We start from the raw sequence: 19950 nt of genomic DNA, 5'->3' as shown, positions 1-19950 counted from the left end.
CTTGATTACAAACACCCGTCAACCCCTGTTCCGTCGTGCCCGTTGCCTTTTCGAGCCCGTTGCGCACCGGTGGTGTTGGGCATGCAAAGGAAAACCATGAACTATCGACAACTGGCGCTCGCGCTCTGGATGGGGGCGGCCGCCGCTGCTGCGCAGGCCGAGGTCAGCGTGAGCGTGGGCATAGGCGTACCGGGTTGGGTCTACGCCCCGCCCGCGCCGATATACCTGCCGCCACCACAGCCGACCTATCTCGTGCCGCGTCCCGTGTATGTGCCGCGTCCCGTCGTCGTGCTGCCGCCCCCCGCCTACGCACCGCGCTGGCGCGGCGATGACGAAGACGAGTGGAAGCACGAAAACAAGCGCTACTGGAAGGAACAGAAAAAGGCGTACAAGCACTGGCGCCGCGAACGGGACGACCACGACGACTGATACGACTTCGCCTTCAAACGTATCACTGCGCTGGTTCGCCTTGCCGTGCTACAGCACTGATCTGCGGCTTCCCGCCTTGTTCTACGCTTGAATGCAAAGTCGCATGAATGCCGCCGTGACGCCCGCGCCAAGCTGCCCTGCGCAGTATTTTCGCGGTGCCGACATGGGTTTTTGATGGCGCCGTGGTGTGCGCGGCGCGGTCTCATGGCCCGCGTGGGCTGGGGTATCCTTCATCGCCAGTCGGCCGGAATGCCGCTCCTTGCGCCGGTCGGCCGGCGTCCGGGTCGGCAATGCCGAGTCGGCAGGCTTGCCGCTCGCGCAGTGGTGCGCTGTCGCGCCGGGCCCCAGGCTGCTGAACCCAGGACATGTCGATGTTTCATTTTGCCGGCCGCGGAGGCCGTCGGCCCATCGCCAAAGAGAATCGGCCTCGCTGCGCGCCGCTGGCTGCCGTGCAGAAGGCGCCGTGGGCTATCTTAATTGCCGCCGCTTGCGCAGTGGCAGGGCCGGCCCTGGCGCAGGTGGACGTGGGTAATGCCTCGGGCATGCGCAAGCTGGTGCCCGCCGGGCAGTTGGAGCAGGCGGCCACGCAGCAATATGGCGAGATGCTGGCGCAGGCCAGGGCGCAACGCGCGCTGGCGCCGCCCGAGCACCCGCAACTGGTGAAGCTGCGCGCGATTGCCCAGCGGCTGATCCCGTTCGCCATGGCCTGGAACGAGCGCGCACGCCAGTGGCGCTGGGAGGTGAACCTGATAGGCAGCAAGGAAGTCAACGCCTTTTGCATGCCCGGCGGCAAGATCGTCTTCTACACCGGCATCCTTGACCGGTTGAAGCTGACCGACGACGAGGCCGCCATGGTCATGGGCCACGAGATGGCGCATGCGCTGCGCGAACATGCGCGCGAGCGCCTGGCCAAGACCCAGGCGACCAACATTGGCCTCAGCCTGGGCGCTCAACTGCTGGGGCTGGGCGATCTGGGACGCATGGCGGCCAATCTGGGTGGGCAACTGCTCACGCTGCAGTTCAGCCGTTCCGACGAAAGCGAGGCCGACCTGGTCGGCCTGGAACTAGCGGCGCGCGCGGGCTACAACCCGCGGGCCGCCGTCAGTCTGTGGCGCAAGATGGGCGAGGTGACGGGCGGAGGCGGCATCGGCTTTCTCTCCACCCATCCAACGGGGCCGGACCGCATCCGCGAGCTGGAGCGCAGCCTGCCCCGGGTGCAGGGCTTGTACGAGGCGGCGCGGCGCTGAGCCGCGAGCGCGGGTATTTTCGGAGACGGGGCATGGCAGTACCGCTCATCGTCGGCATAGGCGGCACCACGCGGCCCGGGTCCACTTCGGAGCGTGCGATGCAGGTGGCGCTGGCCCATGTCCGCGCCCTGGGGTGCGAGGCTCTGGCATTCGGCGCCGGCCAGTTGCCCCAGGCGCTGTATGTGCCAGGGCACGGCGATGGCGGTGCCCTGGCGCTGGATTTGCTCGCCGCGCTGCGCCGCGCCAGTGGCGTGGTTCTGGCCACCCCCGCCTACCATGGCGGAATATCGGGCCTGATCAAGAACGTGCTCGACTACGTGGAAGAGCTGCGGGACGATGCGCGCCCCTATCTGAGCGAGCGCGCCGTCGGCTGCATCGTCTGCGCCGACGGGCCGCAGGCCATGGGTACGGCGCTGACCTCGCTGCGCTCCACCGTGCATGCGCTGCGCGGCTGGCCGACACCCTATGGCGCGGCGGTGCACGCGGCGTCCGATCCGTTTGGCGTGCGCAGTGGCGTGCCTGACCCGGCGGCGCAGCGCGCCTGTCAGGTGGTGGCGGAAGAAGTCTGTTTTTTCGCGCGGCGGATGGCCGTCTGCGCGGCGGACTGAGCGGGCGCGGCGCCCGGCAGCGTCACCTTGCCGTCGCGCAGCGCCTGGATCAGCAGGTCGGGCGTGGTGCGGATATGGGCCTCCAGCGCTAGCGAGGCGCGCGCATCCTGCCCGGCCATGGCGTATTCGAAGATTTCGGTGTGTTCGGCATGCACGTCGCGCGTGGCGCCAGGCAGCTGCATCGCAAAGGAGCGATAGCGCTCGCCATGGCGCGAGAGCAGGCGCAGCACGCGCAGTGTCCAGGGCGATTCGGCACCCGAGAGCAAGGCCTCGTGAAAGCGCTCGTTGAGCAATTCCCACTGCCGCCGGCGTCCGGGAGCGATCGGCTCTTCGGCGGAAATGGCGTCGTAGGCGCTTTGCGTCGCATTGCGCCAGCGGAGGCCGCCTGCGCGAATCGACTGGCGCAGCGCCGCGGTCTCGATCTGCACACGCAGTTGCGTGAGGTCCGCAAGGTCTTCCAGCGTGATGGGTGCGACGCGAAAGCCGCGCTGGCCTTCGGCGCTGGCGAGGGCGTCGCTCACCAGCAGCGTGAGCGCCTCGCGCAGCGTGCCTGCGCCCACCGCGTACTGCGTGCGCAGGTGCTCGATGCGCAGCTTGCTGCCCGGCAGCAGCCGGCCTTCGATGATGTCGTCGCGCAGCTGTGCGTAGGTTTGCTCGATCAGTGTGCGCGTGGCGGTATCGGGGTCGCCGTGGCCTTGGGCGGCGCTGGCGTGCACGAGGGAGACGAGGGGTTGAAAAGTGCGTTTGACCATGGTGGATTCATTCCTCCTGTTGCAGGCGCGAGAGGCGGTAGCTGAGTTGCGCGCGCGTGAGTCCCAGCGCGCGCGCCGCAGCGGCAAGGTTGCCGCCCGCGCGCGCCACCGCCTCGCGCAGCAGCGTGTTTTCCAGCCCCTCCAGCGTCATGCCGCTTTGCTGCAGCTGTGCGTACAAATCACCGGCCTGGGCTTGGTCCGCTGGCGATTGCGCCGGCTCCAGTGCACCACCGGAGTTCACGGTGGTGCCACCCGCCGCTGGCAGGTGCGGGAACAGGGTTTCGGCGTCGACCGTTGCACCGGTCGATGCAAGAATGATGCCGCGCTCGATCAGATTCTCCAGTTCGCGCACGTTGCCCGGCCAGGGGTAGGCGCGCATGGCGGCCAGTGCGCGGTCGGTGAAGCCGAGCACGCGCTTGCCATGTTGCGCCACGTATTTGTCGAGCAGGTGCAGGGCCAGTGGCTCGATGTCCTCCAGCCGCTCGCGCAGAGGCGGGATGCGGATGGGGTAGACGTTGAGCCGGTAGAGCAGATCCTGGCGGAAGCGCCCTTCGCGCACCGCCTGCGCCAGATCGACGTTGGTCGCCGCGACGACGCGCACGTCCACCTTGCGCGGCGCTGCACTGCCCAGGCGGTCGATCTCGCCGCTCTGCAGCACGCGCAGCAGCTTGGCCTGCGCGGGCAGGGGCAGCTCGCCGAGCTCGTCGAGCATCAGCGTGCCACCGTGCGCGCGTTCGAAGCGTCCCACGCGCGTGGTGGCGGCGCCGGTGTAGGCGCCCTTCTCTGCGCCGAAAAGCTCGCTTTCGATCAACTCGGCCGGCAGTGCCGCGCAGTTGACCGCGACGAAGGGCTTGTCGGTGCGCGCGCTCATCGCATGCAGCGCCCGCGCGAAGCGCTCTTTGCCCACGCCGGTCTCGCCTGTGAGCAGCACCGTCACTTGCGTTTGCGCTGCCTTGCGCAGCAGCTCGATGGTCTGTACGAAGGCGGGTGACTGGCCGACCAGCGGGCCCTGGTCGTCGGCCGGTTGTGGCTGCGTGCGCAGGCTATGCACCTGCGATTGCAGCTCTTCGAGCTTGACCAGCATGGAGTCGGCGTCGTAGTCGCGTGCCATGGCTTCGCCGTCGGGCCACTCTTCGGCGAAGCGCCCTTCAATGCGGCAATGCGGCGCGCCGCAGGCCGCGCATTGCACCTCCTTGTACAGCGCCGGGCGGCCGAAAAACGCGCTGGTGTAGCCCGAGGCATAGCCCAGCAACATCCAGCAGACCGGCTCGGCCTGCGGGCCGAATTCACGCAGGTGCACCTCGACCTCCCAGCTATGGTCCCAGCGGTAGTGCCCGAGGTAGTGCCCCTTGTCCTCATCCACCTCGAAGATTTCGGGGGTGACTTGCACCACACCTTCGAGCATGTGCAGCTGCGGGCCTACGGAGAATGCTTCAAACAGCGAGGCGCCGCGCCGCACCTGGCGCGCCAGCAGGGCGTCGCGCTCGCCGGAGGCGTAGCCTGCGCGCATCAGCACGCGCCGAGTCTGCACCGGCCCCAGCGTCGCCATCAGCTCGCGGCGCAGCGCGCTGAGCGCCGCCGCGTGCACCAGCACCATGCGCTGGTCGGCCAGCCAGATACGGCCATCGCCGGTGGAAAAGTGCACCAGGCGGCGCAGATCCCGGTCGGACGGCAAGGGAGGGAGCGTGGTATTCATGGCAAAATATCGATAAAACAGAGACCGTGGGCTATCCAGTGTTTCGTTGATCTTCAACCCGACTTCACCATTTGAACACTTTCCTGGCGGATCAATATGCGGATATGAACATGCTGCAGCGCAACATGAATCAAGATATTGCCGTGGGTTGCGGAGAAATCGATTCTCAGGCGTCCAGACCCGGATGGGAATTCAGGGTTTACCCTCGTTTTATCGATAGTTTTGCAGTTTTGTCGATTCTTGGCATGGCATCTGCATTACAACGGGAGACAAAGCCAATTTTCCGGAGCCCGCGATGAACCCAGAGTTGTTACCGCACTGCGATGTCACCCGCAAATACATCAACGTGCTGGGAAGACGGGACAACGGCCTTGTCGAGTTCGAGTTTTCGATGGGATGGCCCGAACTGACCGTGGAGCTGATGTTGCCCGAGCAGGCGTTCGCAGAATTCTGCCGCACGCACCAGGTGAAGCAGCATCCTGGTCAGATCGATACCCACCCATTGCCCGCTGTTTCAGGAGACACCACGAATGAATATTGACCTGCAGGCGCGCGAGATCAAACCACTGCGCCAGACCTTCCAACGGGTGGCTGCGTACATCGGCGACAAGCCGGCGTCGCGCTACGAAGAGGCCACGCTGGGGGTGCAGCCCTCGGCCAACTTCCACTACCGGCCCACCTGGGAGCCCGAGCACGAGCTGTTCGACGCCGGCCGCACGGCCATCACGATGGCCGATTGGTACGCGTTGCGCGATCCGCGCCAGTACTACTACGCCAACTGGACCATGGCGCGCGCCAAGCAGCAGGATGCGATGGAGGCCAGCTACGACTTCGTCCAATCCCGCGGCCTCGTGGCCAGGATGCCTGACGATGTGCGCACCAGGGCCAGCGAAGTCCTGATGCCGCTGCGCCATGTGGCCTGGGCAGGCAATATGAACAACTGCAGCGTCTGCGCACGCGGCTGGGGCACGGCCTTCACCGCCCCGGCAATGTTCCATGCGATGGACCACCTGGGGGTCGCTCAGTACCTCACGCGCCTGGGCCTGGCTCTGGGTGAACCCGAGGCGCTGCAGGCCGGCAAGAACGACTGGCTGGGGGATTCGCGCTGGCAGGTGCTGCGCCGCTACGTCGAGGACACGCTGGTACTCAAGGACCCGTTCGAGCTCTTCGTGGCGCAGAACCTCGCGCTCAATGGCCTGCTCTACCCGCTGATCTTCACCCACTTCGTGGATGACCGCGTGGCGCTGCAGGGCGGCACGGCCGTGGCGATGCTGTGCTCGTTCGTGCCTGAGTGGCACGAGGAAAGCGCGCGCTGGATCGATGCCGTGGTCAAGGTCGCGGCGGCGGACAACGCCGACAACCTGGCGCTGATCACCGGCTGGTACCAGCGCTACACCGGCCTGGCCCAGGCCGCTCTGGCGCCCGTGGCCAACGCCGCGCTGGGTGCGGAGGGCGATGCGCTGCTCGCCGACGTGCGTGCCACCCTCGATGCCCGTGCCCGCAAGGCCGGTCTCGCCCTCTGATAAGGAGCGCAGCATGAATGCCCCCGTCGTATCCAGCGTCTTTATTGCCTTCCAGGATAACGAGGAAGCCCGCCCGGTGGTCGATGCCATCCTGCTCGACAACCCCAACGCCAGCGCTCAGCGCTCGCCCGGCCTCGTGAAGATCGACGCGCCGCGGCACCTCGTGATCCGCCGCGAGACCATCGAGGAGCAAACCGGCCGCCGTTTCGATCTGCAGCAGATCCACATCAATCTGGTGACGCTGTCGGGCCATATTGAAGAAGACGACGACGAGTTTTCGCTGAGCTGGCGCGACTGAGCGCAGCGCACACCACAAACCAACCATTGAAGGAGACGCCACCATGGACGCACCCGTAGTCAAGAAGAAACTCAGCCTCAAGGACCGCTATCGCGCGATGACGCGCGATCTGCACTGGGATACCACCTACCAGCCGATGGACAAGGTCTTCCCGTACGACAAGTACGAAGGCATCAAGATCCACGATTGGGACAAGTGGGAAGACCCCTTCCGCCTGACGATGGACGCCTACTGGAAGTATCAGGGCGAAAAGGAAAAGAAGCTCTATGCCGTGATCGAGGCCTTTGCGCAGAACAATGGCCAGCTGGGTATTTCGGATGCGCGCTATGTGAATGCGATCAAGATCTTCTTCCAGGCCGTGACCCCGATAGAGTACCTCGCGCACAGCGGCTTTGCCCATGTGGGCCGCCACTTCACCGGTGCCGGTGCCCGCGTTGCCGCGCAGATGCAGTCCATTGACGAGCTGCGCCACTGCCAGACCGAAACCCACGCCCTGTCGCACTACAACAAGTATTTCAATGGCCTGCACCAGGCACCCCACATGTTTGACCGTGTGTGGTACCTGTCCGTGCCCAAGTCGTTTTTTGAAGACGCCTCCACCGCAGGGCCGTTCGAGTTCCTCACCGCCGTGAGCTTCTCGTTCGAGTACGTGCTGACCAACCTGCTGTTCGTGCCCTTCATGTCCGGCGCCGCCCACAACGGAGACATGAGCACCGTGACGTTTGGCTTCTCGGCCCAGTCCGACGAATCGCGTCACATGACCCTGGGCATCGAGTGCATCAAGTTCATGCTCGAGCAGGACCCGGCCAACGTGCCGATCGTGCAGAAGTGGATCGACAAGTGGCTCTGGCGCGGCTACCGCCTGCTGACCATCGTGGCCATGATGCAGGACTACATGCTGCCCAAGCGCGTGATGAGCTGGAAGGAAGCGTGGGAGATGTACGGCGAGGAAAACGGCGGCGCGCTGTTCCGCGACTTGGCCCGCTATGGCATCCGCGAGCCCAAGGGCTGGAAGATGGCCTGCGAAGGCAAGGACCACATCAGCCACCAGGCCTGGAATACCTTCTACAACTATGCGGCTGCTGCGCCCTTCCACACCTGGATTCCCAAGGAAGACGAGATGCAGTGGCTGAGCGAAAAGTACCCCGACACCTTCGACAAGTACTACCGGCCGCGCTTCGAGCATTTCCACGCGCAGCAGCAACAGGGCAAGCGCTTCTACAACAAGACGCTGCCCATGCTGTGCACCACCTGCCAGGTCCCCATGTTCTTTACCGAGCCGGGTGACCCGACCAAGATCTGTTACCGCGAGTCCGACTACCACGGCGACAAGTACCACTTCTGCAGTGACGGTTGCAAAGAAATTTTTGACAACGAGCCCGAGAAATATTCGCAAGCCTGGCTGCCCGTGCACCAGATTTACCAGGGCAACTGCTTCCCCGAGGGCACCGACCCGACGGTGGAGGGCTTTGACCCGATGGCTGCCGTGATGGACTACTACGACCTGAAGGTGGGCCGGGACAACTTCGACTTTGAAGGCTCGGAAGACCAGAAGAACTTTGCCGCCTGGCGTGGTGATGCTGTTCAAGGAGACAAGGCATGAGCGTCGTTGCTGTCAAACCCTACGACTTTCCCGCCCGCGACCGGCGCGAGAACTTCCCCGCACCGCTGCTCTACATCGGCTGGGAGGATCACCTGATGTTTGCATCACCGGTCTGCCTGCCGTTGCCGCCGGATACCCCGTTCGGCGCGCTGGCCCAGGGCGTGCTGCCCGGCGTGTACGGCGAGCACCCCGACTTTGCCAAGATCGACTGGTCCCAGGTCGAGTGGTTCAAGTCCGGCCAGCCGTGGACGCCCGATCCGGCCAAGTCGCTGCAGGCCAATGGCCTTCAGCACAAGGACGCGATCCGTTTTCGCACCCCGGGCCTGACCGGCATCCAGGGTACGTGCAGCTAAGTCCCATTCGGTGAGGGAAGCCCGGGGGCTACCCCCGGGCCCCGCGTCCATGCCATGACCTACCAACTGACCATCGAGCCCTTGGGCGCAACGATCGACGTCGAAGAGGGCCAGACCCTGCTTGACGCAGCGCTGCGCCAGGGCATCTACATTCCCCACGCCTGCGGCCACGGCCTGTGCGGCACCTGCAAGGTGCAGGTTGCCGACGGCGATGTGGACCACGGTGCCGCCAACCCGTTCGCGCTGATGGACTTCGAGCGCGACGAGGGCAAGACGCTGGCCTGCTGCGCCACGCTGCAGTGCGATACGACCATCGAGGCCGACATTGACGAGGAGCCCGACGCCGAGGTCATCCCGGTACGCGACTTTGCCGCGACGGTGCTGCGCATCGAGCGGCTCACGCCCACGATCAAGGCGCTGCACCTGCAACTGGACAAACCCATCCACTTCCAGGCGGGCCAGTACGTGCAGCTTGAAATCCCGGGCCTGGGCGAGAGCCGGGCGTTCTCGATCGCCAATGCGCCCGACGCGAACGGCGACAGCACGCAGATCGAACTCAATGTGCGCCAGGTGCGCGGCGGCAAGGGCACGGCCTGGCTGCACGAGCAGCTTGAGGAAGGCGCTCGGCTGCGCCTGGCCGGGCCCTACGGGCGCTTCTTCGTGCGCCGCTCGGCGCGGCAGCCCATGCTGTTTCTCGCCGGCGGCTCAGGTCTGTCGAGCCCGCGCTCGATGATCCACCAGATGCTGGCCAGCGGCTGCACCGAACCGATCACGCTGATCTACGGGCAGCGCACCCGCGAGGAGCTGTACTACGACGCGGAATTCCGCGCGCTGGCCGCACGGCACCCGCATTTCACTTATGTGCCCGCGCTGTCCGACGAGCCCGAGGGCAGTGACTGGGACGGTGCGCGCGGTTTCGTGCATGATGTCGCCAAGGCACACTGCGAAGGTGGTTTTGTCGGGCACAAGGCCTACCTCTGCGGTCCGCCGGTGATGATCGAGGCCTGCATCGGTACGCTGATGCAGGGTCGGTTGTTCGAGCGTGACATCTATACCGAGAAGTTCCTCTCTGCAGCCGACGCCGGGCAGGCCCGCAGCCCGCTGTTCAAACGTGTTTGAGACTACGAACGCCAAGGCAGAAACCGCATGTGGATGCCCCCGCGCTCCACCCACGAAGTCCATGTCACGCAGACGGGCGAGCGCTATGCCTGCGCCACGGACGAGAGCCTGCTGTGCGGCATGCTGCGCCTGGGACGCAGGGGTATTCCCGTGGGCTGCGTCAGCGGCGGCTGTGGCGTGTGCAAGGTGCGCGTGATCGAGGGCGGCGTCAAACCGCTTGGACCGATCAGCCGGGCGCATGTCAGCGTGGACGAGGAGGCGCAGGGCTACACCCTGGCCTGCCGTGTCGCGCCCACCGCGCCGGTGAGCCTGGATATCTGCGGCAAGCTCGCCAAGCCGTTTTCCCGACCTTCCCCCAGTGCGGCGCCCGCGCGCGCCGCCGATTCCGTTTCCCCAACCAACCCAACTCAGGAGATATGACATGGGTGTATTACGCATTGGCCACGCAAGCCTCAAGGTGATGGACATGGCAGCCGCCTTGAATCACTACGAGAAGGTGCTCGGCCTGAAGAACATGATGACCGACAAGGCCGGCAACGTCTACCTCAAGTGCTGGGACGAGTGGGACAAGTTTTCGCTCATCCTCACGCCCAGCGATCAGGCCGGGCTGAACCACGTGGCCTACAAGGTCGAGAAGGATGCCGACCTGGACGCGCTGCAGAAAACCATAGAGGCCTGGGGCGTCAAGACCACCATGCTCGACGAGGGCGCGCTGCCCTCGGTCGGTCGCATGCTGCAGTTCAACCTGCCCAGCGGTCACGAGTTCCGGCTGTACGCGCACAAGGAGTTCGTCGGCACCGACGTCGGCTCGCTGAACCCCGATCCCTGGCCCGATGGCGTGCGCGGCGCCGGTGCGCACTGGCTTGACCACTGTCTGCTGATGTGCGAGATGAACCCCGAGGCGGGCATCAACACCGTCGCGGAGAACACGCGCTTCATGACGGAGTGCCTGAATTTCTTCCTGACCGAGCAGGTGCTGGTGGGCCCCGAGGCCAACATCCAGGCAGCGACCTGGATGGCGACCACCACCACGCCGCACGACATCGCCTTCGTCGGCGGTCCGCGCAGCGGTCTGCACCACATCGCCTATTTCCTTGATTCTTGGCACGACGTGCTCAAGTCCGCCGACGTCATGGCCAAGAACAAGGTGCGCATCGACGTCGCGCCCACGCGCCACGGCATCACGCGCGGCGAGACCATCTACTTCTTCGACCCCAGCGGCAACCGCAACGAAACCTTTGCCGGACTGGGCTACCTGGCGCAGCCCGACCGCCCCGTGACCACCTGGAGCGAGGACAAGATGGGCAGAGGGATCTTCTATCACACGGGTGACCTGGTGCCGTCCTTCACGGACGTCTATACCTGATCTGCTGCTGGAGGCACCCGCGCTCCCCCGGCGGGCCCGAGCCTGCCGGGGGGATTGTTTTTGTTTTCTTTCAGGAATTTTCGAGGCATGCAACAGCCTTCTCTTTCCGATGCCGGCGCGCCTCTGAGCGCAGCGCAGCCGGTGATCGACGCCCCCGCGGCGCTGCGCGCGGTGCAGGCCGCGGTGGCGCACGCCGCTGGTTTGGGCGTGCCTGTGAACGTGGCCGTCGTCGATGCCGCCGGTCTGCCGGTGGGCTTTGCCCGCATGGCGGGCGCGCCGCTGCACTCGGTCGACATCGCCAGCGACAAGGCCTACACCGCCGCCAGCTTCGGCCTGCCGACGAGCCGCTGGACCGAGGCGCTGGCAGGCCACTCCGAAGCCGTGCGCCAGGGCTTGGTGCTGCGCCCGCGCTTCGTCGCGTTTGGCGGCGGCTTGCCCATCATGGAGGGCAGCGCGCGCATCGGCGGCATCGGCGTTTCGGGCGGCAGCGAGACGCAGGACGAAGACATTGCCCGGGCAGGCCTGATTGCCCTGGGCCTGCAGGCATGAACCACAGAGAGCAAGCATGAAAGACATCCTCAACTTCATCAACGGCAAATACGTCAGCAACACCAGCGGCAAGACCTTTCCCGACATCAATCCGGTCAACGGCGAGGTCATCGGCAGGGTCCATGAGGCCGGCAAACCCGAGGTGGATGCCGCCGTCGCCGCCGCCAAGGCCGCGCTCAAGGGCGACTGGGGCCGCATGTCGGTGGTCGAACGCTGCAAGCTGCTGGATGCGCTGGCCCTGGGCATCAACCAGCGCTTCGACGATTTCCTGCAGGCTGAAATTCTTGACACCGGCAAGCCCAGCCACCTCGCGTCGCATGTGGATATCCCGCGCGGCGCGGCCAATTTCCAGGTCTTCATCGACACCATCAAGAGCGTCTCGACCGAGTCGTTCACCATGCGCACGCACGACGGCAAGACGGCGCTCAGCTACGGCGTGCGCACGCCGCGCGGCGTGATCGCCGTGGTCTGCCCGTGGAACCTGCCGCTGCTGCTGATGACCTGGAAGGTGGGTCCGGCGCTGGCCTGCGGCAACACCGTGGTCGTCAAGCCGTCGGAAGAAACCCCGGCCACCGCAGCGCTGCTGGGCGAGGTGATGAACGCGGTCGGCATGCCCGCGGGCGTGTACAACGTGGTGCACGGCTTCGGTCCGGATTCGGCGGGTGAATTTCTCACGCGCCACCCGGACGTGAACGGCATCACCTTCACCGGCGAGACGCGCACCGGCACCGCCATCATGCAGGCAGCGGCCGAGGGCATCCGCCCGGTGTCGCTGGAACTGGGTGGCAAGAATGCCGCCGTGGTGTTTGCCGATTGCGACTTCGAAACCGCGGTGGATACCGTCACGCGCTCGTGCTTCGAAAACGCCGGCCAGGTCTGCCTGGGCACCGAACGCGTGTACGTTGAGCGCCCGATCTTCGACAAGTTCGTTGCCGCGCTCAAGCACAAGGCCGAGACCATGACGCCCGGCCGCCCGTTTGACGCGGCGACCAAGATCGGTCCGCTGATCAGCAAGGAGCATCAGGCCAAGGTGCTGGGCTACTACAAGAAGGCGGCCGAAGAGGGCGCCACCGTGGTCACCGGCGGTGGCGTGCCCGACATGCCCGCAGACCTCAAGGACGGCTGCTGGGTGCAGCCCACGATCTGGACCGGCCTGCCCGAGACCGCCAGCGTGATCACCGAGGAAATTTTCGGCCCCTGCTGCCACATCGCGCCGTTTGACAGCGATGACGAGGTGCTTTCCAAGGTGAATGCCAACCGCTACGGTCTCGCCACCTCCATCTTCACGCAGGACATTGGTCGCGCCAACCGCATGGCGCAGCACATCGAAGTGGGCCTGGCGTGGATCAACAGCTGGTTCCTGCGCGACCTGCGCACACCGTTTGGCGGTTCCAAGCAATCGGGCATTGGTCGCGAGGGTGGCGTGCACTCGCTCGAGTTTTACACCGAGTTGCGCAACGTCATGGTAAAAATGTAATGAAAATATGCCCCCAGCGCTTATGTACCAAGCGCTGAAAGCTATTGTTTTTGAGGAGTCCATGTGACGGTATCGGCTGAGCAGAATCCGGAAGTGGGGCGCAGTATCGAGGCTGCGGGCATCCGCACCAATTACCACGACAGCGGCAGCGGCGCGCCCATGCTGCTGATCCACGGCTCGGGCCCCGGGGTGTCGGCCTGGGCGAACTGGCGCGGCGTGATGCCGGAGCTGGCGCGCCGCGCCCGCGTGATCGCGCCGGACATGGTGGGCTTTGGCTACAGCGAGCGCCCGGCGGGTTTCGTCTACACCATGGATGCGTGGGTGCGCCAGGCCGTGGGGCTGCTGGATGCGCTGGGCATTGCGCGCGCCGATCTCGTGGGTAATTCTTTTGGCGGCGGGCTGGCGCTGGCGCTTGCCATCCGCCATCCCGAGCGCGTGCGCCGCCTGGTGCTCATGGGCAGTGCAGGGGTGTCGTTCGAGCTCACGCCGGGGCTGGATGCGGTGTGGGGCTACGAGCCTTCTGTCGCGGCCATGCGCGGCCTGCTCGATATCTTCGCCTATGACCGCTCGCTGGTGACGAACGAGCTGGCGCAGCTGCGCTACGAGGCCAGCATACGGCCCGGTTTTCAGGAATCGTTCGCCGCGATGTTTCCCGCGCCGCGCCAGCGCTGGGTGCAGGCGCTGGCGAGCGACGAGCAGGACATCCGCGGCCTTGCGCACGAAACGCTGGTCATCCACGGCCGCGAGGACCAGGTGCTGCCCTTGAGCAACGCCTACCGGCTGGCCGAATGGATACCGCGTGCGCAGCTGCATGTCTATGGCCGCTGCGGGCACTGGACGCAGATCGAGCATGCCGCCCGTTTCGCGCGGCTGGTAGGCGATTTCTGCGCAGAGGCGAGCGACCATGAGCCCCTGCCTTTGAGGGCCTGAACCGATTGTGTGAATCAAATGAACAAGGAAAAACCCATGAATTCGGCACTGCGCAAGCGACTCGGAGTGGAGCTGCATGAGGCGCTCGCGTCCTGCTCCGTCCTGCCGCCCCTGAGCACGCGGCATCCGGAAATCACCATCGACGATGCCTATGCCATCCAGCAGCACCTGATGGCGCGGCGCCTGGCGGCCGGCGAGAAGGTCATAGGCAAGAAGATCGGCGTCACCAGCAAGGCGGTGATGGACATGCTGGGCGTGTACCAGCCCGATTTCGGCTGGCTTACCGATGCCATGGTCTACAACGAAGGCGAGTCCATCCCCATGGACCGCCTGATCCAGCCCAAGGCCGAGGGCGAGATCGCCTTCGTGCTCAAGAAAACCCTCAAGGGCCCGGGTGTGACGGTGGCTGATGTGCTGGCCGCGACCGAGGGGGTGATGGCGTGCTTCGAGATCGTTGATTCGCGCATCGAGAATTGGAAGATCAAGATCCAGGACACGGTGGCCGACAACGCCAGTTGCGGCGTCTTCGTGCTCGGCGACCGTCTGGTCGATCCGCGCGACGTGGATCTCACCACCTGCGGCATGGTGCTGGAGAAGAACGGCGAGATCGTCGTCACTGGCGCGGGCGCCGCGGCGCTGGGCCACCCGGCCAATGCGGTGGCGTGGCTGGCCAACACGCTGGGCGCACATGGCACCGCGCTGGAGGCGGGCGAGGTGGTGCTCTCGGGTTCGCTGGGCGCCATGGTGCCGGTCAAGACCGGCGACAACCTGCGCGTGACCATAGGCGGCATTGGTGGCTGCTCGGTGCGTTTCGTCTGAGCTGGCAAGGAACAAAGGAGTGAAGTGATGAGCAAGAAAGTGAAATGCGCCCTGATCGGGCCCGGCAACATCGGTACCGATCTGCTGGCGAAGTTGAAGCGCAGCCCGGTGCTGGAGCCGGTGTGGATGGTGGGCATCGATCCCGCGTCCGACGGTCTCAAGCGTGCGCGCGAGATGGGCATCAAGACCACCGACCAGGGCGTCGATGGCCTGATCCCGCATATGCGCCAGGATGGCGTGCAGATCGTGTTTGACGCCACCAGCGCCTACGTGCACGCCGAGAACTCGCGCAAGGTCACCGAGCAGGGCGCCATGATGGTCGACCTCACGCCCGCCGCCATCGGCCCCTACTGCGTGCCGCCGGTCAACCTCAGGGAACATGTCGGCAAGCGCGAAATGAACGTCAACATGGTCACCTGCGGCGGCCAGGCGACGATTCCCATGGTCGCGGCGGTCAGCCGCGTGCAAAGCGTGCCCTACGCTGAAATCGTCGCCACGGTGTCGAGCAAATCCGCCGGCCCAGGCACGCGCAAGAACATCGACGAATTCACCCGCACCACCGCCGGCGCGATCGAGAAGGTGGGCGGCGCCAGGAAGGGCAAGGCCATCATCATCATCAACCCGGCCGAGCCGCCGCTCATCATGCGCGACACCGTGCATGTGCTGACGGAAACCGACCCCGATCAGGCCGCCATCAAGAAGAGCGTCGCCGCCATGATGGCCGAGGTGCAGAAATACGTGCCTGGCTACCGCATGGTCAACGGCCCGGTGTTCGACGGCAAGCGCGTCTCCATGTACCTGGAGGTCGAAGGCCTGGGCGATTACCTGCCCAAGTATTCGGGCAACCTGGACATCATGACGGCGGCTGCCGCGCGCACCGCGGAGATGTTTGCCGAAGAGATTCTGGCCGGGCGGCTCAAACTGGAGCCCGTCGCGGCCTGACCCGTATTTCTCCCTCCCCCTCTGGGGGAGGGCCGGGGTGGGGGCTTGCAGCCATGAAGTAGACGCCAGCGTAGGCAGCGGGCACGCCCCATCCCAACCTTCCCCCAAAGGGGGAAGGAGTTGAAGACAAGGAAGGAATTGGATATGAGCATCAAAGGCAAGAAAATCACGCTGCATGAAATGGCGCTGCGCGACGGCATGCACCCCAAGCAGCACCAGATCAGCATCGAGCAGATGACGAGCATCGCCACCGCGCTGGACGCGGCCGGCATGCCGCTGATCGAGGTCACCCATGGCGACGGTCTGGGCGGCGACTCGGTCAACTACGGCTTTGCCGCGCACACCGACGAGCAATACCTCAAGGCGGTGATCCCGCTGATGAAGCGCGCCAAGGTCTCTGCGCTGCTGCTGCCGGGCATAGGCACCGTCGAGCACCTGAAGATGGCGCACGACGTGGGTGTGCACACCATCCGCGTCGCCACGCACTGCACCGAGGCCGATGTCTCCGAGCAGCACATCACGCAGGCGCGCAAGCTCGGCATGGATACCGTGGGCTTCCTGATGATGAGCCACATGAACAGCCCGGAGGGTTTGGTCAAGCAAGCCAAACTCATGGAAAGCTATGGCGCCAACTGCGTCTATGTCACCGACTCCGCCGGCCACATGCTGCCCGAGGATGTGCGCGCCAAACTCGGTGCGGTACGCGAAGCCCTCAAGCCCGAGACCGAGCTGGGCTTTCATGCGCACCACAACCTCGCCATGGGCGTGGCCAATTCGATCACTGCGATCGAGATGGGCGCCAACCGTGTGGACGCGGCCAGCGCAGGCCTGGGCGCGGGCGCAGGCAACACGCCGATGGAGGTGCTCGTCTCCGTGCTTGACCTGATGGGGGTGGAGACCGGTGTGGACGTGTTCAAGATCCAGGACGTGGCCGAAGATCTGATCGTGCCGATGATGGATTTCCCCATCCGCATCGACCGCGACGCGCTCACGCTGGGCTATGCGGGGGTGTACGGCTCCTTCCTCCTGTTTGCCAAGCGCGCAGAGAAAAAATACGGCGTGCCGGCGCGCGAAATCCTCGTGGAAATGGGCCGGCGCGGCTGCGTGGGCGGGCAGGAAGACATGATTGAGGACACGGCGCTCACGCTGGCGCGCGCACGCGGCCTCAAGGTCGCCTGAACTGAAAGGACGCTCATGGCACTCAGCAGCAAGATTCTGGACAAGCTCGCGAAGCACCTGCACGCCTGCCAGCGCGAGGCGCGCGATACGCCCAAGATCACCGACGACCATCCCGAGATGGATTTTGACGATGCCTACGCCATCCAGGACCGCATCCTCGCCGCCAAGCTCAAGGGCGGCGCGCATATGGCGGGCTACAAGGCAGGTCTGACCTCGCATGCCAAGATGAAGCAGATGGGCGTGACCGACCCGGTATTTGGTTTTCTCGTCGATGAGTTCACCGTGGCCGACGGCGGCGAGGTGAAGGTCAGCGATCTGATCCATCCCAAGGTCGAACCCGAGATCTGCTTCGTCACGCGCGATGAGTTGAAGGGCCCGGGCTGCAGCATCGCCAACGTGCTCGCCGCCAGCGACGTGGTGCTGCCCGGTATCGAGGTGATTGACAGCCGCTACCGCGATTTCAAGTTTGACCTGAAGAGCGTGGTGGCGGACAACACCTCGGCCTCGCGCTTCGTCGTCGGTGGCCATGCGGTCGATGCGCGCAGCGTCGACCTGCGCACCACCGGCATCGTGCTCGAGAAAAACGGCGTGCCGGTGGCGCTCGGCGCCGGTGCCGCGGTACTCGGTCATCCGGCGGCGGCGGTGGCCATGCTGGTGAACCACCTGGGGCGGCGCGGCAAGACGTTGCCGGCAGGCTCGCTCGTGCTCTCGGGCGGCGCCACCGAGGCGGTGGCGGTGCAGGCAGGCGACCATGTCTGCCTGCGCATGCAGGGCATGGGCAGCGTCTCGCTGCGCTTTGTCTGAATGGGCGCGGCGACGGTTTTTGGTGTAACAATCATTGACATGAATTCACACGACAGGAGACAAGCATGGTTGACGGTTCGCGCAGAAAAATCCTCGGTTCCATGGGCGGCGTCGCCGCCGCGTCGCTGCTGCCTGCCCCATGGGTGCATGCCGCCCAGAATTTCAAGATCGGCTACGTGGCGCCGGCCACCGGGCCGCTGTCGGTCTTCGCCGAGCCCGACCCGTTCACGCTCGAGGTGATGAAGAAGCTCACCGCAGGCGGCATCAAGGTCGACGGCAAGACCTATGGCGTGGAGGTGATCTACAAGGATTCGCAGTCCAGCGCGTCGCGCGCCGCCGAGGTTGCCAACGAGCTGATCCTCAAGAACAAGGTGGACATGGTGATCTCGGGCTGCACGCCTGAAACCACCAACCCGGTGGCCGACCAATGCGAACTCAACGGCATGCCTTGCGTGACCAACGATACGCCATGGCAGCCGCATTTCTTCGGCCGTGGCGGTGATCCGAAAAAGGGCTTCGAGTGGACCAACCACTTCTTCTGGGGCCTGGAAGACGTCATGGGCGTGTTCGGCAGCATCTGGGACAAGACGCCGACCAACCGCGTGGTCGGTGCGCTGTTGCCCAATGATCCCGATGGCAACGCCTGGGGCGACCCGAAGGTGGGTTTGCCCATGATGTGCAAGAACAATAATTTCAAGCTGGTCGACCCGGGCCGCTACCAGAGCCCGAACGACAATTTCACCAACTACATCACCGAGTTCAAGAAAGCCGGCGTGGAGATCGTCGGCGGGGTGCTGCCACCACCGGATTTCGGCAACTTCTGGGCGCAGTGCGCGCAGCAGGGCTTCAAGCCCAAGATCGTCACCGGCGCCAAGGCGACGGAATTCCCGGCGGCGATCGCGGCCTTCGGCCCGCGCAGCGAGGGCCTGACGGTGGAGGTCTGGTGGTCGCCGCACCACCCGTTCAAGAGTTCGCTCACGGGCGAGAGCTCGGCCGAGCTGGCAGCCGCCTACACCAAGGCCACGGGCAAGCCCTGGACCATGCCGGTGGGTTTCAAGCATTCGCTGTTCGAGGTGGCATTGGCCGCGTTCAAGAAGGCCGGCGGCAAGGGGCCGAAGGCGCTGCGCGATGCGCTGCGCGCCACCGATCTGGACACCATCGTCGGTCATGTCAACTTCACCAAGGGGCCGGTGCCCAGCGTCAGCAAGACGCCGTTGGTGGGCGGCCAGTGGCAGAAGCAGGGCAATGGCTTCGAGCTCTTGATCGTGGAGAACAGCCAGGCCCCGATGATTCCGGTGGGCGCCAAGCTCAATCCCATCGTCTGAGCAGGTTGCATGGTGGACGCTGCCGGCGCGACCACAGCCGCACCGCTGCTTGAGCTGCGCGACGTGAGCCGCCGCTTCGGCGCGCTGCGTGTGGTCGACCGCCTGAGCCTGCAGGTGGCGCGCGGCGAGGCGCTGGGCGTGATCGGCCCCAATGGCGCGGGCAAGACCACGCTGATGAACCTGATCGCGGGCGATATCCCGGTCAACAGCGGCCAGGTGGTGTTCGATGGGCGCGACGTGACGGCCTTGGCGCCGCAAGAGCGCTGCCGCGTTGGGATCGCCCGCAGCTACCAGGTACCCCATCCCTTCGTGGGCCTCACGGTCTATGAGAACGTGCTGGTGGGCGCGGTGTTCGGGGCGGATCTGAGCGAGCAGGCGGCACGCCCCCATGTGGCGCAGGTGCTGGAACGCACCGGCCTTGCGCCCAAGGCGGACCGCGTCGCGGGTGCGCTGCCGCTGCTCGATCGCAAGCGCCTGGAACTGGCGCGCGCGCTGGCCACTCAGCCGCGGCTGCTGTTGCTCGATGAAATCGCGGGCGGTCTTACGGACCAGGAGGTGCAGGAGCTTCTCACCACCATCCGGGAGATCCGTGCCTCGGGCGTGACCATCATCTGGATCGAGCACATCGTGCATGCGCTGTTGGCGGTGGTCGATCGCCTCGTGGCGCTGGATTTTGGCCGCAAGGTCACTGAAGGCGATCCGCAGGCGGTGATGAACGATCCCGCGGTACGCGAAATTTACATGGGCATAGACGCCGCCGAGGAGCTCGTGCCGTGATACGACTTCGCCTTCAAACGTCTAAGGCAACGCTGAACAAGTCCCTCGCGCGCGGCGCATCCCTGGCTTGGGCGGTCTGCGTCGTTGCAAATGCTCGCCATGGCTGCGGCCATGTCTGTGCTTTGCGCCTCGCAGCCCATCCCAAGCCAGGGCG

23 protein-coding genes are annotated in these 19950 nt (G+C 65.3%); 21 read left to right on the top strand and 2 right to left on the bottom strand.

The window, feature by feature from the left end:
• The first annotated feature begins 96 nt into the window (after positions 1-96).
• The 3 genes from K320_RS0109295 (at position 97) to K320_RS0109285 (ending at position 2284) form a co-directional block, all read left to right on the top strand.
• Positions 97-429: a hypothetical protein gene (locus K320_RS0109295; protein WP_024538567.1), complete on the top strand. Its 333-nt coding sequence runs from the start codon at positions 97-99 to the stop codon at positions 427-429.
• 371 nt (positions 430-800) lie between these two features.
• Positions 801-1676 carry a M48 family metallopeptidase gene (locus K320_RS0109290; protein ID WP_024538566.1) on the top strand — a complete coding sequence of 292 codons (876 nt, stop codon included), beginning with the start codon at positions 801-803 and terminating at the stop codon, positions 1674-1676.
• A 32-nt stretch (positions 1677-1708) separates the two neighbouring features.
• On the top strand, positions 1709-2284 hold the full coding sequence (locus K320_RS0109285; RefSeq protein ID WP_024538565.1) for an NADPH-dependent FMN reductase: 576 nt from the start codon (positions 1709-1711) through the stop codon (positions 2282-2284).
• Here K320_RS0109285 and K320_RS0109280 read toward each other — a convergent pair.
• Positions 2221-3036 carry a GntR family transcriptional regulator gene (locus K320_RS0109280; RefSeq protein WP_024538564.1) on the bottom strand — a complete coding sequence of 272 codons (816 nt, stop codon included), beginning with the start codon at positions 3034-3036 and terminating at the stop codon, positions 2221-2223. The genes K320_RS0109285 and K320_RS0109280 overlap by 64 nt on opposite strands.
• 7 nt (positions 3037-3043) lie before the next feature.
• Complete coding sequence (locus tag K320_RS0109275) at positions 3044-4732, bottom strand: sigma-54-dependent Fis family transcriptional regulator (RefSeq protein WP_024538563.1); 1689 nt, start codon at positions 4730-4732, stop codon at positions 3044-3046.
• Positions 4733-4803: 71 nt separating this feature from the next.
• On the opposite strand from K320_RS0109275, the gene K320_RS19340 reads away from it, so the two are divergent.
• The 18 genes from K320_RS19340 (at position 4804) to K320_RS0109190 (ending at position 19796) form a co-directional block, all read left to right on the top strand.
• Positions 4804-5031: a hypothetical protein gene (locus tag K320_RS19340; RefSeq protein ID WP_156913928.1), complete on the top strand. Its 228-nt coding sequence runs from the start codon at positions 4804-4806 to the stop codon at positions 5029-5031.
• Complete coding sequence (locus K320_RS0109270) at positions 5028-5273, top strand: phenol hydroxylase subunit (protein ID WP_024538562.1); 246 nt, start codon at positions 5028-5030, stop codon at positions 5271-5273. Before K320_RS19340 ends, K320_RS0109270 begins: the two co-directional genes overlap by 4 nt.
• The gene (locus K320_RS0109265) at positions 5263-6255 is read left to right on the top strand and encodes a ferritin family protein (RefSeq protein ID WP_024538561.1); all 993 of its coding nucleotides are present in this window, start codon (positions 5263-5265) and stop codon (positions 6253-6255) included. The genes K320_RS0109270 and K320_RS0109265 overlap by 11 nt, the downstream gene beginning before the upstream one ends.
• 13 nt (positions 6256-6268) lie before the next feature.
• On the top strand, positions 6269-6553 hold the full coding sequence (locus K320_RS0109260) for an MmoB/DmpM family protein (protein ID WP_024538560.1): 285 nt from the start codon (positions 6269-6271) through the stop codon (positions 6551-6553).
• A 43-nt stretch (positions 6554-6596) separates the two neighbouring features.
• A complete protein-coding gene (locus K320_RS0109255; protein WP_024538559.1) occupies positions 6597-8156 on the top strand; it encodes an aromatic/alkene/methane monooxygenase hydroxylase/oxygenase subunit alpha in 1560 nt (519 codons plus the stop codon).
• Positions 8153-8509, top strand: coding sequence for a phenol hydroxylase subunit P4 (locus K320_RS0109250; RefSeq protein ID WP_024538558.1), 357 nt, complete (start codon positions 8153-8155; stop codon positions 8507-8509). Before K320_RS0109255 ends, K320_RS0109250 begins: the two co-directional genes overlap by 4 nt.
• Positions 8510-8563: 54 nt before the next feature.
• Positions 8564-9628, top strand: a complete 1065-nt coding sequence (locus K320_RS0109245) for an NADH:ubiquinone reductase (Na(+)-transporting) subunit F (protein WP_024538557.1) — start codon at positions 8564-8566, stop codon at positions 9626-9628.
• Positions 9629-9655: 27 nt separating this feature from the next.
• Positions 9656-10048 carry a 2Fe-2S iron-sulfur cluster binding domain-containing protein gene (locus tag K320_RS0109240; protein ID WP_024538556.1) on the top strand — a complete coding sequence of 131 codons (393 nt, stop codon included), beginning with the start codon at positions 9656-9658 and terminating at the stop codon, positions 10046-10048.
• 1 nt (position 10049) lies between these two features.
• Entirely contained in the window at positions 10050-10994 is a 945-nt protein-coding gene (locus K320_RS0109235) for a catechol 2,3-dioxygenase (protein WP_024538555.1), read from the top strand.
• Positions 10995-11081: 87 nt separating this feature from the next.
• Complete coding sequence (locus K320_RS0109230; RefSeq protein ID WP_051384884.1) at positions 11082-11543, top strand: GlcG/HbpS family heme-binding protein; 462 nt, start codon at positions 11082-11084, stop codon at positions 11541-11543.
• A 16-nt stretch (positions 11544-11559) separates the two neighbouring features.
• Positions 11560-13020, top strand: a complete 1461-nt coding sequence (locus K320_RS0109225; RefSeq protein ID WP_024538553.1) for a 2-hydroxymuconic semialdehyde dehydrogenase — start codon at positions 11560-11562, stop codon at positions 13018-13020.
• Positions 13021-13083: 63 nt separating this feature from the next.
• A complete protein-coding gene (locus tag K320_RS0109220; RefSeq protein WP_024538552.1) occupies positions 13084-13950 on the top strand; it encodes an alpha/beta fold hydrolase in 867 nt (288 codons plus the stop codon).
• A 36-nt stretch (positions 13951-13986) separates the two neighbouring features.
• Complete coding sequence (gene dmpE / locus K320_RS0109215; protein WP_024538551.1) at positions 13987-14769, top strand: 2-oxopent-4-enoate hydratase; 783 nt, start codon at positions 13987-13989, stop codon at positions 14767-14769.
• Positions 14770-14796: 27 nt separating this feature from the next.
• Positions 14797-15711 carry an acetaldehyde dehydrogenase (acetylating) gene (locus tag K320_RS0109210; RefSeq protein ID WP_024538550.1) on the top strand — a complete coding sequence of 305 codons (915 nt, stop codon included), beginning with the start codon at positions 14797-14799 and terminating at the stop codon, positions 15709-15711.
• A 144-nt stretch (positions 15712-15855) separates the two neighbouring features.
• Positions 15856-16890: a 4-hydroxy-2-oxovalerate aldolase gene (gene dmpG / locus K320_RS0109205; RefSeq protein ID WP_024538549.1), complete on the top strand. Its 1035-nt coding sequence runs from the start codon at positions 15856-15858 to the stop codon at positions 16888-16890.
• Positions 16891-16905: 15 nt separating this feature from the next.
• Positions 16906-17694: a 2-oxo-3-hexenedioate decarboxylase gene (gene dmpH, locus K320_RS0109200; protein WP_024538548.1), complete on the top strand. Its 789-nt coding sequence runs from the start codon at positions 16906-16908 to the stop codon at positions 17692-17694.
• Positions 17695-17759: 65 nt separating this feature from the next.
• The gene (locus tag K320_RS0109195) at positions 17760-19019 is read left to right on the top strand and encodes an ABC transporter substrate-binding protein (protein WP_024538547.1); all 1260 of its coding nucleotides are present in this window, start codon (positions 17760-17762) and stop codon (positions 19017-19019) included.
• A 9-nt stretch (positions 19020-19028) separates the two neighbouring features.
• The gene (locus tag K320_RS0109190) at positions 19029-19796 is read left to right on the top strand and encodes an ABC transporter ATP-binding protein (RefSeq protein WP_024538546.1); all 768 of its coding nucleotides are present in this window, start codon (positions 19029-19031) and stop codon (positions 19794-19796) included.
• The last annotated feature ends 154 nt before the right edge of the window (positions 19797-19950 follow it).

Source organism: Comamonas badia DSM 17552 (assembly GCF_000484635.1).
In the GTDB taxonomy this organism is placed as follows: domain Bacteria; phylum Pseudomonadota; class Gammaproteobacteria; order Burkholderiales; family Burkholderiaceae_C; genus Comamonas_C; species Comamonas_C badia.
Note: the sequence above shows the minus strand (reverse complement) of the source record. Positions and strands in the feature narration are given on the sequence as shown.

Excerpts from the sequence above, each read along its gene's own strand:
- K320_RS0109295 (WP_024538567.1), top strand. The coding sequence starts at position 97 with ATGAACTATCGACAACTGGCGCTCGCGCTCTGGATGGGGGCGGCCGCC.
- K320_RS0109290 (WP_024538566.1), top strand. The coding sequence starts at position 801 with ATGTTTCATTTTGCCGGCCGCGGAGGCCGTCGGCCCATCGCCAAAGAG.
- K320_RS0109285 (WP_024538565.1), top strand. The coding sequence starts at position 1,709 with ATGGCAGTACCGCTCATCGTCGGCATAGGCGGCACCACGCGGCCCGGG.
- K320_RS0109280 (WP_024538564.1), bottom strand. The coding sequence starts at position 3,036 with ATGGTCAAACGCACTTTTCAACCCCTCGTCTCCCTCGTGCACGCCAGC.
- K320_RS0109275 (WP_024538563.1), bottom strand. The coding sequence starts at position 4,732 with ATGAATACCACGCTCCCTCCCTTGCCGTCCGACCGGGATCTGCGCCGC.
- K320_RS0109270 (WP_024538562.1), top strand. The coding sequence starts at position 5,028 with ATGAACCCAGAGTTGTTACCGCACTGCGATGTCACCCGCAAATACATC.
- K320_RS0109265 (WP_024538561.1), top strand. The coding sequence starts at position 5,263 with ATGAATATTGACCTGCAGGCGCGCGAGATCAAACCACTGCGCCAGACC.
- K320_RS0109260 (WP_024538560.1), top strand. The coding sequence starts at position 6,269 with ATGAATGCCCCCGTCGTATCCAGCGTCTTTATTGCCTTCCAGGATAAC.
- K320_RS0109255 (WP_024538559.1), top strand. The coding sequence starts at position 6,597 with ATGGACGCACCCGTAGTCAAGAAGAAACTCAGCCTCAAGGACCGCTAT.
- K320_RS0109250 (WP_024538558.1), top strand. The coding sequence starts at position 8,153 with ATGAGCGTCGTTGCTGTCAAACCCTACGACTTTCCCGCCCGCGACCGG.
- K320_RS0109245 (WP_024538557.1), top strand. The coding sequence starts at position 8,564 with ATGACCTACCAACTGACCATCGAGCCCTTGGGCGCAACGATCGACGTC.
- K320_RS0109240 (WP_024538556.1), top strand. The coding sequence starts at position 9,656 with ATGTGGATGCCCCCGCGCTCCACCCACGAAGTCCATGTCACGCAGACG.
- K320_RS0109235 (WP_024538555.1), top strand. The coding sequence starts at position 10,050 with ATGGGTGTATTACGCATTGGCCACGCAAGCCTCAAGGTGATGGACATG.
- K320_RS0109230 (WP_051384884.1), top strand. The coding sequence starts at position 11,082 with ATGCAACAGCCTTCTCTTTCCGATGCCGGCGCGCCTCTGAGCGCAGCG.
- K320_RS0109225 (WP_024538553.1), top strand. The coding sequence starts at position 11,560 with ATGAAAGACATCCTCAACTTCATCAACGGCAAATACGTCAGCAACACC.
- dmpE (WP_024538551.1), top strand. The coding sequence starts at position 13,987 with ATGAATTCGGCACTGCGCAAGCGACTCGGAGTGGAGCTGCATGAGGCG.
- K320_RS0109210 (WP_024538550.1), top strand. The coding sequence starts at position 14,797 with ATGAGCAAGAAAGTGAAATGCGCCCTGATCGGGCCCGGCAACATCGGT.
- dmpG (WP_024538549.1), top strand. The coding sequence starts at position 15,856 with ATGAGCATCAAAGGCAAGAAAATCACGCTGCATGAAATGGCGCTGCGC.
- dmpH (WP_024538548.1), top strand. The coding sequence starts at position 16,906 with ATGGCACTCAGCAGCAAGATTCTGGACAAGCTCGCGAAGCACCTGCAC.
- K320_RS0109195 (WP_024538547.1), top strand. The coding sequence starts at position 17,760 with ATGGTTGACGGTTCGCGCAGAAAAATCCTCGGTTCCATGGGCGGCGTC.
- K320_RS0109190 (WP_024538546.1), top strand. The coding sequence starts at position 19,029 with ATGGTGGACGCTGCCGGCGCGACCACAGCCGCACCGCTGCTTGAGCTG.